Origin of the sequence: Adlercreutzia sp. ZJ154 (genome assembly GCF_011039055.1) — a bacterium.
In the GTDB taxonomy this organism is placed as follows: Bacteria; Actinomycetota; Coriobacteriia; order Coriobacteriales; family Eggerthellaceae; genus Adlercreutzia_A.
In genome coordinates, this window is record NZ_JAAKEF010000007.1 from 1 (window position 1) to 13,449 (window position 13,449).

At 38.9% G+C, this 13,449-nt stretch carries 12 protein-coding genes; all 12 read right to left on the reverse strand.

Going from position 1 to position 13,449, the window contains the following annotated elements; all coding sequences use genetic code 11:
* Positions 1-550: 550 nt before the first annotated feature.
* Positions 551-754, reverse strand: a complete 204-nt coding sequence (locus G7Y37_RS04255) for a hypothetical protein (RefSeq protein WP_165062214.1) — start codon at positions 752-754, stop codon at positions 551-553.
* Between the two features lie 425 nt (positions 755-1,179).
* Positions 1,180-2,094 carry an Abi family protein gene (locus tag G7Y37_RS04260; RefSeq protein ID WP_165062216.1) on the reverse strand — a complete coding sequence of 305 codons (915 nt, stop codon included), beginning with the start codon at positions 2,092-2,094 and terminating at the stop codon, positions 1,180-1,182.
* A 343-nt stretch (positions 2,095-2,437) separates the two neighbouring features.
* Entirely contained in the window at positions 2,438-2,626 is a 189-nt protein-coding gene (locus G7Y37_RS04265; protein WP_165062218.1) for a hypothetical protein, read from the reverse strand.
* Between the two features lie 8 nt (positions 2,627-2,634).
* Positions 2,635-3,585 (reverse strand): acyltransferase, encoded by a 951-nt coding sequence (locus G7Y37_RS04270; RefSeq protein WP_370514601.1) that lies wholly within the window; start codon positions 3,583-3,585, stop codon positions 2,635-2,637.
* A complete protein-coding gene (locus tag G7Y37_RS04275) occupies positions 3,582-4,469 on the reverse strand; it encodes a decaprenyl-phosphate phosphoribosyltransferase (RefSeq protein WP_165062222.1) in 888 nt (295 codons plus the stop codon). Before G7Y37_RS04275 ends, G7Y37_RS04270 begins: the two co-directional genes overlap by 4 nt.
* Before the next feature lie 10 nt (positions 4,470-4,479).
* On the reverse strand, positions 4,480-6,099 hold the full coding sequence (locus G7Y37_RS04280) for a glucosyltransferase domain-containing protein (RefSeq protein ID WP_165062224.1): 1,620 nt from the start codon (positions 6,097-6,099) through the stop codon (positions 4,480-4,482).
* Between the two features lie 41 nt (positions 6,100-6,140).
* Positions 6,141-7,310: a Coenzyme F420 hydrogenase/dehydrogenase, beta subunit C-terminal domain gene (locus G7Y37_RS04285; RefSeq protein ID WP_165062227.1), complete on the reverse strand. Its 1,170-nt coding sequence runs from the start codon at positions 7,308-7,310 to the stop codon at positions 6,141-6,143.
* Between the two features lie 6 nt (positions 7,311-7,316).
* Complete coding sequence (locus tag G7Y37_RS04290; RefSeq protein ID WP_165062229.1) at positions 7,317-8,339, reverse strand: glycosyltransferase family A protein; 1,023 nt, start codon at positions 8,337-8,339, stop codon at positions 7,317-7,319.
* Positions 8,339-9,856 (reverse strand): lipopolysaccharide biosynthesis protein, encoded by a 1,518-nt coding sequence (locus tag G7Y37_RS04295; RefSeq protein WP_165062231.1) that lies wholly within the window; start codon positions 9,854-9,856, stop codon positions 8,339-8,341. Before G7Y37_RS04295 ends, G7Y37_RS04290 begins: the two co-directional genes overlap by 1 nt.
* Positions 9,857-9,886: 30 nt before the next feature.
* Positions 9,887-10,960, reverse strand: coding sequence for a polysaccharide pyruvyl transferase family protein (locus tag G7Y37_RS04300; RefSeq protein WP_165062233.1), 1,074 nt, complete (start codon positions 10,958-10,960; stop codon positions 9,887-9,889).
* 80 nt (positions 10,961-11,040) lie between these two features.
* A complete protein-coding gene (locus G7Y37_RS04305; RefSeq protein WP_165062234.1) occupies positions 11,041-12,324 on the reverse strand; it encodes an O-antigen ligase family protein in 1,284 nt (427 codons plus the stop codon).
* A complete protein-coding gene (locus tag G7Y37_RS04310) occupies positions 12,321-13,367 on the reverse strand; it encodes a glycosyltransferase family 4 protein (protein ID WP_370514598.1) in 1,047 nt (348 codons plus the stop codon). Before G7Y37_RS04310 ends, G7Y37_RS04305 begins: the two co-directional genes overlap by 4 nt.
* Positions 13,368-13,449 lie beyond the last annotated feature (82 nt).

Below are 13,449 nucleotides of genomic sequence, written 5' to 3' on the forward strand. Positions count from 1 at the left end.
ACCGTCAAATCAAAGACATCATCCGCAACTGCCGGGGCTTTATGAGCTTTGAGGCGCTGAGACGTCGCTGCTTGCTGGTGCTTGGACACAAACGAGAACCCAACAAGCCCATCCCGCTGTTTACAAGAAGTGACAAGAGAAAGGAGGATGCTAACTAGCGAACAACAGGTCAATTGAGATGGGCTCGATGCCTCCCCCACGCAAGTCGTAGCATATTCGATTTTTTGGCTTTTGGTCATCTTTTTTAAAGCTGCTCTAAGGAGGGCTTAGGTTTGTGTGCCCTCTTTTTGCCCTCAAGTATTGACTTGAGGTTAGATTCTCTTTGTTTTACCTGGTCAGACATTGGATTTGGCTAATTATCCCACACGTTTTAAGACTTACCCTGTTTGAAAGAGGCGCCTTGTAAAGTCTTTCAACAAATAGCAATTGAGAGAAACATCTATGACAACAATCCTTATACATGGACCCTAGATGTCTATATCCAGATCGCGGATAAAAGACCTAAAATGAAACCCTAAATATTGGCAGCTAAATAGCTCAACGGCGCAAATTAATCCTTTATGAAAAAATCGCGGGCGGGAACTATCTTAATACCGTTGATATCGGTTTCATAAGAACCTTGACGAACAACGATAATTTTCTCATAAGCGTCTCGAATTGATTCAAGTGGTTGCACTTCGCGTTCTCTAGTTTTATCCGAAAATATCTCATCAGCAACTTGGATATAGACAACCCTGCCGTCTTTTATTGCCACAAAGTCAACTTCTTTATTGTAAATTTTACCGACATGGACTTGCCAGTTTTCGTACAGAAGTTGAAGATAGACGGCATTTTCAAAAAGCCTGCCTATGTCAGATGTTCTATATCCACCTAAATACGATCGGAATCTCGAAACATAAGTGCCCTATTAAGATACTACTGACGCTTTATAAGCTTTGTATCTTTTATAGCTTACTCCTAAAACTTAAATTCTTTTTGATTTTTAGGAGTATATCATCGACATCAATTCTGTATCAGTAAAAAGGGGTAAGTCTTAAAAGGCTTTTTGAATCTGGTGTTGCTACCTTAGTTTTCATACAAAATACCTAGTCAAGTTAATATTTTAAGCTTATCGCCAACACAAATTTTGAAAAGGTCAGCATTTAAATCAAAACCAGCTTCTCCACAATGTCAGATTCGCTACTTCGGATTCGGCATTCTGAAGCCCTTTGAATAGGGCTCACTCTCGGCAAGGACAGATTCAATCTTATGCGCGACGGAGGTGTCTCCATCAATCTTCTGTCTGTAATGATTCGCCATGAGCAACTGACAGTAAGCACTGGTAGAATCGAACTTGATATTTCTCGGCTTCAGCTTCTTCTGAACCGGACAGAGAATACCCATTCTCCTATTCCAAAGCTGTCGATGATGTGCACAGAGGTTTCTGAGGACAGAGAAAGAATGAATCACGTCTGCAAAAGGAGCCCATTGAACACCAAGAGTGCCGGCAGCAGCTTTTGCTGGCTCCAAATCCTTTGCGTAGGAAATCATGTTGGAGATTCTTCCGAAAGAAACAACTTCCACAGCAACCCATATAGGAACGTTGGCATAGCGCCTAATTCTGCTATCAAAGTCTTCTCCCGCCCCCGACTCGTCAACATACCTAGAAACCATATTGCCCTTATCTCGAGAAAGATCGGACAGGATGTTCTTTACAATATCGAACGGTCTATCCTCTTTGGAATTGTCACTCTGGTGGTAAAAGTTGGCGTCCAGATAGAATGCCTTTTCTCCATAGGCACGACCATACTCGTGAGCAATTAAGGCGCGAACTGCAATTTCAATCACGGATAGCTGCTCCATCAAAAGCAATCTCATTTTCGAGTCTAACCTTACGACCTCGTTGATGCTCTCGAAAGATGAGCCATTGATAAAGCGGTTGTCTCCATACCTAGGATCAACTTGAAACTCGCGAGCATAACCCGAAAATCTATAATAGTTGGTTTTTGCAAGAAAGCCTTTCAGCAATCCGATATCATCACATGCCAAACCTCTCTTGTTTACAAGTATGTCACAGAGTTCTTCTAGTGTTCGGAATGGCTTATCGGACAACATCGATTTCCTCCCGCAGCTATAGGAAGGCCCACCGCATTTCAGCATCGTTGAGAGGCTTGGGTGGGCACTGATAGGTTTAGTCTAATTCTCTGTAGGTCAAATGTCCATAGAGTCGCGCTGAATGTTTTGAACTTATCGCCAACACAGATTTCAGAAAGACCGCACATTCAGTTTTAGCTGTATTAGTCATTTTTTAAAGCTACTCTTAAAGAGAGCTTATGTTTTTATACCCTCATTTTATCCCCGAACGTAGACTTAAGGTTAGATTTTCTTTATTTAACCTGTTCAGACATAGGATTTGGTTATTTTCCCCACACGTTTTAAGACTTACCCCAATTGAACCTTAAAGCTCTGTCAATTTATCTAATGCAGAAAGCGATTTTTGCTTAATCGCTGTCATAATGCGTCCACATGCTCCACTCGCCAAGATAGGACGTATGATAAGCACTTCCAAAAGCTGGCGTATAAGATCTATAAGAACTCCGAACATAAAAACACAAATACCTGCAAACAGAATATAGGGTATCAACAATGGTTCTCCTACAAGAGATGCCGCATTGAATAACCCCCCCGCCAAATATAAGATTGCAATACGCTATCGTGTAAAAGATATATCCCAAGTGTTGTCGATGCTATGCGGTTTATAAAGCGATTATTGGGAATGTTAAAGTTTAAAAACAACCCAAATACTCCCACACTCAGAATTGCCATTGGGATAGTATTTGGAGGCCAAAAATATGTCCATTCAGTAACACCAAGTTTTGCAAAGAATGTTGGATGCGTAGCTATTGCAACAATGGTTATAAGCATGATTAGTATGCATACAGAAGATACAATGGCTGGTATGCGCCAATTACTAAAAGTTTTTAATGGATAAAGCCTTAGATATGCCCCAGCTATATAAATGATAAATAGCCATATTAATCTAGTATAAAAAAGCATTCCCTCAACTTTTACTCCCAAAAGTCCAAAGAGTGTTGGAACTACACTATAAAGCAGAAACATAACTAACAAAAAGCTAAGTAAAGAGCGCTGCGATACACATTGAATAAAGCGATTAATCCATGGACTTAAGATGTATATAACCACATAGGCTGTAACATACCAATATTTACCGGTAAGAATAGGAAACAGTTGCAATATCGCATTATTTTTAGCTTCCGGGAAAGTATATATCCCTAAAGCACTACCTATAGCTACACATAACCACCAATAGAAAAGTACCTGACACACTAAAAGTATCAGCTTTCTTCCCTTAAAAGATCCCGTCACCATGAAATATCCAGTAACAAGCATAAATAGGTTCACACCCAACTCGCCTAAATACCACATAGCCTTTACACAGAATGTGTTTATCGTCAAAGAATCACAGGGTATAGAACTCTTGTATGCACAATGAAATACAACAATGAAAAACATTGCCACTATACGTAGAAGTTCCATATTAGATTGGCGAACAGGCGCCTTTAAGTTTTGCTGCTGTAATGTCATACAAATGGAATATAGATGCTCAATATCATAACTATTGCCCACAAAACAGCTATTAAAAGAAATGCTTTATCTTTCAATGCTACTTCGATAGGATCTCCATCACATTGAGGGTTTTCAGTATCCATCGTATAGCGAAGACAAGCAATCATAGCTAGAAGTATCCCGCATATTGGCAAAGCTGAAGACAACTCAATTCCCCCAGCAAATTCTCCAATGCGCTCAAAAGTCCACAGTGAATAAAACATAAGTCCTAACCCCATATAAACATACATATTCTTGTCTAGAAACGATATAGAGTAGGCTTCTAAGCTTTTTCTGTATCCAGCGCCATGACGCAATAGCTCTCCTCTTCTTTTTCCTAGAGCAAGAAAAAGCGAAAGAGAGAGCACTGTTAAGAAAAGCCATGAAGAAACTGCTATGTTACAAAAAACACCACCGAATAGGACACGTAATATAAACCCTGATGCCAATATAACAACATCAGCTAAAGGAACGTTTTTCAAACCTAAGCTATAGGCTATATTAACTAATACATACACTGCTAACAAAGCACATGTCAAAGCAATATTGCTAGCAAATACTACAGGAATACATATTGCAAATATAAAAAGAGCGACCATGACTCCAATTGCGGGTTTGATGCTAATTGCTCCACTTGCCAATGGTCTGTTCTTTTTTCTGGGATGAAGTCTATCTAAGTCAACATCTCGTATATCGTTTAGTATATAAACAGCAGATGCCGCAAAACAAAACGACACAAAAGAAGCTGTGGCTAACCAAAGTTCGTGAACATCCAGTAATCTACCAGAAAATACAAGCGGAAAGAATACAAGCAGGTTTTTCAACCAATGCTTGACTCTAAGCAGTTTAATCCAGTTACTCATCACAGAAGCCTTAAGATAGCTTAACAACTAGAACGCCATCAATCATCTGACAACACTTATCGGATGGAAAAGCAGGCATGTTTTTTACTGCATCAGATTGTTTAATAGGTGAAACTATACTGTCATCGGTAGCTAGCTTGATTGGACAACCAAGAACGAAATCAAAATAATATGCATAAGTTTTGATATAAGTAGTTGAAACTTTTCTACCCAATCCAGTCGCATAGAGTTGTTCATTAAACGGTAATCCTTCTGGAGGAAATCCCTTTCTAGCTCCTGTAAAAGCTGGGTTTTCAGTAAGGTTACCTACAATAATTACAGGAGTCTCCCCATGTATATATCCTTCAACTGATTCCATATCAGATGCCACACGCGTCATTACAGACAGTGTTGCTTGGCCTTCTAAATCTTTCTTTAAGTAAACTTGATTTGCATAAATAATATTACTTACACAAATACCAGCAAGAACAATGATAGAGACTACTTTCACTATCCCAATCCAAGTTAAGCTCTTATCTGATAAGAAAGATATTTTCGTAGGATATACCGACCCTTTTACTCGACAAATTAATAACTCTAAAACCATCACAAAAGCTGGATAAATCAGAAAGAAAGCATAAATCATTAATCCATGCTGTCCGCCATCCATTGTCAAATTAAAAACTGACACTGACAATGGCAGTAATATTAGAATTAATAAAGCAGCTATAAACCTATCCAGACTGTTTTTCCTATGCGGACGTACAAGCCAAATAGCACCCAAGACAAACATAACAATTAATAACAGATCACAAAACCCAACTAGTTTCGCTGCATGAGTTTCTGGAAATAGCAGATAATTTATAGGCTGCATATACCATTTTTGTAGCTCCGATAAAATATTGACGTCGCTCAGAGACGCAAGAGAACCAACAGAATTATAAGCTGCAGATTCAGCTATGCCTGTTATAGATATAGCTACCCGAGTTCCAGCATAATAAAACAAACATCCCACAACTGCAGCAACTAGAGCTTTTAAGATAAAAGCCGATACAGAACGCAAGGAATCACCTTCGATAGCCATTCTGAGAGAAACCAGAAGCGTCAAACAAGCAGCCACTTGCATATACGATTGATACAAACCCATCGAAGCAGCAAATAAAAGAGTTGCACCCAGAAACCCTAAACGAAATCTTTTGCAAACATATACACCAGCAACTGCCAAGAAAAGTGCCAATATCATGCTATCTAGAAAGTTTATATATGTAGCATTAACTAAAATGATGGTCGCATTAACAGTTAGAAGACCACATAATAAAACTATACATACGCGATCTTTTATACCTAATAGCTTTACTATAAGAAAATTCGAAAACACTAAAAACAGAGTAGAAATAACACCAATAAGAAAGGGAGCAGTTATTTCCCCACGTAAATATATGTACAAAGGAATTAGAAATCTTCCAATAGCAATGTTATGAGCGATATCTACCGCCTGATCAATCATCAGAGAATCGTGCGAAAAGTACGGAGACATCCACCTATACAAATGCCCCAAACATGCAAAAATGACAGTTGAAACTGCCACTATTGCAAACGAGGAACGGTATATTTCTAAGAAAGCTTTTTTCTTAGTTTCCCACTGACTCATTTTGTTTATCTCCTGCTGGAGTAGCTCGAAAACGATCTAAATTAGCTAAACAATTTTTGTTTCAAAGTACGTAATTTCCTATATAGCTTCTGTATAGATGACGGCTCGAAATTCCATCTATGATGCATTGTGCGTATATCGCAATCTTTCTTAATTGCATCCATGAAGCTGGCGTACTCAGAAAACGGTTCAACGCTTGCAATTAAAGCCGGATTACCAAATACAACTTTACTAAAGCCAGAATCGCCAAAATCAATTAATTCAGATATCAACTCAAAAGCTGTCAATCCCTTTTCGGTGTTGGCAATTACGGCAGAAATCCCATTCTCATAGTTTATCTCTGAGTGTACACTTTGTATCCCCCAGAAGTCCCCTAACGTAATATCACTTCCACACGATCGTTTAGACAGACAACGAAAACACGACGGACGCAAAGATGCATTAGAAAGAAATGCTTTCATGTACCAGTCAGAAGAAAAGCGACACGTATTGACTTTCTCGCTCTCATGCTTGTATGAGAGCGAGAAAGTCAACCATCCGGTTGACTTACTCCTAAAATTGACAGAGTCAATTTTAGATCCCTCGTTTTCGACAAGGAAATCCAGCCATGCCGCCCAAAGCTTCGGACTAGGAACACCGTGGCAGATAACATCGACCAAAAGAAGTCGAGAAATATCCAATCGCTTCTGCAGTAGATATTTTCTTATTCCGGAAACTTGGCAAGCTGTTCCAGAAAACAGCACATATTTACCGTTACGTATATCCGTTTCGACCTGCCGATAAATTTCAAGAGATATCTCGCTTTGAACATATTTGGAACGCATAATTGAATCAAGATTCAAAACATCATCTACGCGCACATGGCGTACTACCCTGCACTTGTCTGCAAAAGCTGCACCATAAACGGCACTATCGCCCTCCAAAAATCTCTTTGCCAGCAAACCAAACACTCCGCCAGAAGATGACGATATCAGATGATTCCCATCTTTCGCTTTTGCCCAAAACACAGCAGTGTCTGAATCTCGTTCAGAAGATGATAAAACAGGACAAACTCTGACACATAAGCCACAATTCTTGCATGTCATCTCATCCACCACGGGATACAAAAAGCCAGCCGCATTAGGAAACATCATTATTGAATTATGAGAGCATGCAGCCACGCAAGCTCCACAACCGCAACATGATTCAACGTCAATATATTCATTAATCATGAATTTTTATTTCTTTAGAATTGATTCTAATTTCTGTTTAACAATTTTGGCTTTAAACCGCTCTACAACAGCATTCTTTGTCTTAGTTATAAACCAAAGAGGACGCCATTTGTCTTCTAAGTTGTACTCACCACATCTAGCTATCTCATTTCTAAATTTATCGATATCGACTCTATTATTTTCCCTATACGCTTCCCGAAGTCTATTTCTCGCATGCTTAAGAGCTACTTTGCGATGCCATTTTTCAATTTCTATATCATTTATATCAGGAATGCTCTCAATTGTGATACAAATCAATTCTTGAAAATCATACTGTCGCTGTATGCACTCCTTATATGTCCTTTCTCTACGAGAATGACTATCAGTGTGAGCTACACATTTGAATAAAATTTCATCTATATATCCGCAGCACTCCCTATATGCTAAAGGTAACATTAACTGCCAATTTTGTCCTTGAACACTTTCGAAAATATGAAGAGAGGGAATGGACGAACGAATAGCTTCTGCCCTAACAGCAACAACACCAGGACCATAGACAACATTTCTCTCCATTACTAAATCTTCAAATAAGGTATCTTCACCTGCAGGTTTCACTCTCCACATAGGCAAACATGGTGTCGAAATATCATCTTCGAACACAACCACACCTTTGCATAAAACGAACCCGTATTCGGGATGATTCTGCAGAAAATCTACCTTCTTTTTAACATTATTCGGAAGAAGAATATCATCCCCGTCAACCCACATAAGATATTCGCCCGAAAAAAGAGGTAGCGCTGCGTTTATCGCCGACGCCGCTCCACCATTTTTCTTGTGTATAACTATTAACTTATAGCCGCATTCTTCAAAGCGAGTCTCATAGCGACGCAATATTGCAAGAGTATCATCTTGTGAGCCATCATCTACAGCCAATACTTCAATAGATGGATAAGTTTGATTTAATACAGAATTCATCATATTAGGAAGATATCGTTCCATGTTGTAACAAGGTACTATTATGCTCATTAAAGGTGTTACTTCGCTATTCATTATTTTCTACCCCGCAAACGGTTAGCCAAAGCTTTGAATTCTTTCGTTCTAAAATACATACAAAAAAAGAAAAGCATTGATAGTAATAAAGAAGTAAAAGCCGCTATCGCAAGACTAAAAACAGACAGCTGAACAGTCAAAGCAGCAGCTATTTTAAACCCGATAAAAGCAACTAGACATATCAGTAATGTCCTCAGAAAAAATCTAAAGTAATATCTCCTTGTACTTTTCTGAAATACATACTTGTATACGATATGCGGACGAACATAAACAACAATCATTCTTTGAACTATTGTTCCCGCAAACACTCCTGGAAGTCCAATAAAGTGAGCAGCTATAATACTGATAACGAGATTGACTACAGCTTGAAAAAATGCAACCCATTGATCTTCCTTGAATCGCCCATCCGCCACTTTTAATTGGTATACAGTGGCAGTTTGCCCTTCAAGAAACACAGAGAGAAACAGCAAGAACACTGTTAGTTTATCCAATTGCAAATCTTGCCCAAGCCATAGCCCAACAAATGGCTGGACAAGCGAGACGCAGCAAACAAACACTGTGCCATTTAGAATATAGCCAAACAGGTCAAATTCATCGAAGACAGATTCTCTCCTTTCTAAATTATCTTCCGCTACAAGATTTCCGAAACTTGCCGCAAAAGCATCAAATACCGCATTGGTCATTTTTCTAACCAAACTCGTTATTAATGTGTAATTCGATAAAAGACCAACTGTAGTTGTATTAATCGCTACAGAAACTATTATGTTGTCAGTTTGATGAACGCTCACATCACCAATCTTGTGTATAACCAGTGCTTTAACATTTCTCCATAGCGTCTTTCTTGTTTTAGGGTCTATCTTTTCAGAACTCTTTTCTTTAAGTACAGGGAAACGCCTATTGAAATAAAACGCCATCAAAATATTTTTTGTAAGCAATACAACAGATGATGTTAGAAGATAGATTAAAAAACTTCTCGAAACAACAATTGCTACAGTCTGAGCAATATAGCTTACTAATGTTCCCAAAGTGTCAACGTTACTTACAAGATAACTTTTCTGAATAGCATTAACATAAGTTGCTTTATAAATAACAAAATATGAAGACACCGTATTGAATAGGAACACAAGGTAATACATCCTTATTTCTGACATTGAAATATCGGTATTAACCAAATACCCAAGAAGCGGAATAAGAGCCAATCCCAACACCGCAACGACAACAGCAATAACTCTATAGGCATTTTTAAAAAACGCCATAAGAGCCTTAATTTTTTCTTGATCACCTTCGGAAATAGGTTTATAAAGAGCATAATTAATAGCTGCCCCTATTCCCAATTCAGAAAACGACAATACAGCTAAAACATTCGTGAAAAGTCCGTTTACGCCAAGATACTCGACACCGAGCGCATACACAAACACGGTTCGCACAGCAAAAGAAGCAATGGCGAGAGACAACGTGCCAGCTAGCCCCCATAGCACATTTCGTTTTACATTGCTGGTTCTAGATTCTGTATTCAAAATGACATTACGTAGTGAAAACTATATCATTTAGATATTCAAACAACTTTTAAGATATGCCATAAACTTTTCGCGTTCACTTTCGATGGATTCAGGAACTCCCCTGTAATTTCCCGCCAAAGAAAGATCGTATGTTAGAGACCCGTAAATTTTAGACTGGATATCTAACATATCTGCCAAACTCTCCAAGCGAGAAAACATATTAGTTTCGTTCTCGCGATGAACAATAGTAAGTGGTGTTTGAAAAATACAAGAAAAGATAGCTGCATGAAATGAATCTGTAACAACATGTTGTGCGTTATCTACTAGAGAAATAAACTCAGCAGGTCCCGCAGGCGGTTCCTCAGGTTTCTCGCGATCCGAAAGCGGAACAATCGGTATTTTTCCGTCATCAGTAACCTGCTTTATAACGTCAGCAGCTTCAGTCCCTACACCACCTAATAAATACGTAAACACATATGGTCTATCAGGTGTAAGACGATTATCCGATACAGAGCGCCATTCTCCAGCAGAAAGCATTAATGTAGGATCACAAATTACTTCCGCATCTCTACCAGAGCATTGTTTGATAAGTTCGGCACCACGCTGCTCACGCACAGATAAGCGACCGAAACCAGAAACCCCTTTTTTAAGTCGCTTCATTTGCCAGTAACTCAAATTTGATACGCCAATACTTGGTGCCAAGGCGATTCGTTGATTAAAGTGAGCAAATCGCAAATAGAACCATGAATCTCTATCCGAAAGACGCCCCAAATTCCACACCTGATCACTGCCTACAGAAAAATAATCATACTCACTTGAGAGTTTTTTATCATCTTCGTTTGTTTTACGGAAAGTAAGATGGCGAGCGAAGCGTTCGAAAGACGCCTTACGGTCCCAACTTGAACAGAAACCATTACTTGCGTTTTTAACTTTAATAATTCTTCTAATTCGATCAAAAACTATACTTGTAAGATTTATTGAGTCTCCCCTAAGAAGAGATTCAGTTCTATAGCCTAGCCTTTCATATATTTTTGCTATTGCATAATTCTGCAGCCTATTACCGTAGTTCATTCCTCCTTGCAAAGTAACAATTGCTATATTGCCACGAAATAAATAAGTCACCCCAGCTCCTTTCTGGGCGAACATTTTAAAACCAAACCACTCGATAACTCTCTTTCCTCATAGAAAACAATCCTGCCACACTAGTAAAATCTATTTGAATTTAACAAACATGATTTAGAAACTCGTCTTTTATCCAACGGTTCAACTGACCATGCAAAAGCGCATAAAACCGATAGAAGCATCCCGGACAAAGCCGAATTAATAACATGTCCCGCAAAGAACGACATGGCGAAAGAGAATATAAGCAAAATACGAATCCAACTCCACCGATACTTAAACCTCATTGCAAAAAAACTCGCGTAGTAGCCAAACAGAAAAACAGTCCCTACAAAGCCAAATTGAAAAAACACATCGAACAAATCCATCTCAATAAGACCGCAAGAGTAAAAACACCAACAATAGTCATCCCCTGTCCCAAAAAAGAACCAAAACGGTTGATAGTAATCTAAGACCAATTCTGTCGCCACGATACCAATTCTTTCAATACGACCACTCGAAGCAAAAGAGACAAAAGTGTCTTTAGAATCGAAAAAGTATACCCATCGCTGAACTATCTGACTGATACTGTCCGCAGCAAAAACGCCAAAAAGAATAATTCCGATACCAATAACTAGCAACACAAAAAAACGATTACCTTGAGATATATCTTTCCTTGAAGCGCAATAGATTATAGTTAGCACCAAGAAAACATAGCCACTCTTCATGCCAAGCAAAAGAAGACATAGACCGTTCATCAAAGCGATTGTTGCATGTGGAAAACTAATTTTACGAAAAACCTTCAAGCAGGAAATACAGAACATAATAACTAATACAAAACAGAGGTCATTTTGAGCGAAATAAAACCCTTTATATCCAACTCCTTCTCTGTAAGTATGAAAACCTACATCCAAGATAAAAGGAACAAGTATAGTAAGAGGAAATAGAACAGTCCAATATTTAAGTAACCTTTCAATCGTTCTGCGAACATTACGTCTATCTTTCTCGTTCCTCAAGAAAGCCTCAATGCAAACTATAGGGAGAATGGTCTTAACAGTAATAGTCAAAAAGAAAGTACTTGAAACCAGATTAATGATATGCGGCATAACAATAACTAAAATAACGGCACAATATATACCAAGGGTTCGGCGGCGTATTCTATCGCTACATATAGCAGTAATACAGACTAAAATTACTAGCAGCCTATAAGTAATACCGAGAGACCAATTTCCTTCGTTTCCACCACCGTTCAGATAACCATTCAACGAATCTATAATAGGCATCGGCGTCATAACATATAGAAGTATGTGATTCCATGAAACTATATTGTCGTTCGCAACGCTCCTCAGATTTTTCTTTTCAAACGCAAGGGAAAAGATACGACTCATCGGAGTAGACCCTCATAAAGTCTTTCCCATTGAGCTAACACCTTATCAGCAGAATAGACCTCCTCCACTTTCTTACGCCCACTAATCCCCATCTCCACAGCACACCCAGGAAACTCAAAGATCTCACAAATCGCACAAGCCAGCTGTACGCTATCTCCAAAGGAGAACACGATGCCATTTTGTCTATCGTCAACGACCTCATGCATAAAGCCCCCGTCACTACATATAACAGGGACAGCATATGCCATAGCCTCAAGAAGAACTATACCGAATGACTCCACTTTAGAAGGAAGTACTAGAACGGAAGCGCGCTTTAAAAGAATCTCTTTCTCATGCTTTCCTACCCATCCAACAAATACGCAATTTTCTTTAATACCAAGAGTTTCAGCATATGCTAGGCATTTCTGGATCTCTCCATCTCCAGCAAAAACAAAATTTACCTCGGGAAATCTTTCAATTACCCCTTGCACAGCATCTAAAAGACAGTAAACACCTTTTGCTTCACAAATCTGACCCAAAAATAAGACTACATTAGCATTTTCCTTTTTTGCCACATCTAAGAAAGGAACATTAACGCCATTCGGAATAACTGAAATTTTCAAACTGGGTAAGAGAGTACGCCACCATTTCTCCCAACCTGGAGTCAAAACAACAAGGCTATCAATAAGTTCCAAACTTTTGAGTAGGAATCTACGAGTTTTTTGAGAGCAACGATCAAAGAAGTACTGCACACTTCCTCCATGCGAATGCACAATCACACGAGAGCGAGAGTGGTTTTTGATCCAACGAATTATTATTGAAGCCCTATACACACTGGCATTCTCGGACATATGAATATGCACACAGTCGCATTCTCCTATTCTTATCAATTTCTTAATCTGAGAAAAACCCAATATAAATGAAAGTAATTTGTGATGTTTTGAAGCAGTAGCCACTATAGATAATCCGAAGCGTTTTCCTAGACGCGAGTCTCTAAGAAAATGCTCTACTGACAACATACCGCCCGGAAGCGTCTCCCCTGGACCAACCTGAACGATACGCATATTCACTTCCTGACCAAATCCTAGTTTATAAAATCGCCTTACGACCAGTAAAAGAGATGCTTTTAAGTCTGAAGGGGCAGAT

What these genes read in the sequence shown, in the direction of transcription:
- G7Y37_RS04260 (WP_165062216.1), bottom strand. Translation starts at nt 2,094, where the DNA reads ATGTTGTCCGATAAGCCATTCCGAACACTAGAAGAACTCTGTGACATA.
- G7Y37_RS04270 (WP_370514601.1), bottom strand. Translation starts at nt 3,585, where the DNA reads ATGACATTACAGCAGCAAAACTTAAAGGCGCCTGTTCGCCAATCTAAT.
- G7Y37_RS04275 (WP_165062222.1), bottom strand. Translation starts at nt 4,469, where the DNA reads ATGAGTAACTGGATTAAACTGCTTAGAGTCAAGCATTGGTTGAAAAAC.
- G7Y37_RS04280 (WP_165062224.1), bottom strand. Translation starts at nt 6,099, where the DNA reads ATGAGTCAGTGGGAAACTAAGAAAAAAGCTTTCTTAGAAATATACCGT.
- G7Y37_RS04285 (WP_165062227.1), bottom strand. Translation starts at nt 7,310, where the DNA reads ATGATTAATGAATATATTGACGTTGAATCATGTTGCGGTTGTGGAGCT.
- G7Y37_RS04290 (WP_165062229.1), bottom strand. Translation starts at nt 8,339, where the DNA reads ATGAATAGCGAAGTAACACCTTTAATGAGCATAATAGTACCTTGTTAC.
- G7Y37_RS04305 (WP_165062234.1), bottom strand. Translation starts at nt 12,324, where the DNA reads ATGAGTCGTATCTTTTCCCTTGCGTTTGAAAAGAAAAATCTGAGGAGC.
- G7Y37_RS04310 (WP_370514598.1), bottom strand. Translation starts at nt 13,367, where the DNA reads ATGCGTATCGTTCAGGTTGGTCCAGGGGAGACGCTTCCGGGCGGTATG.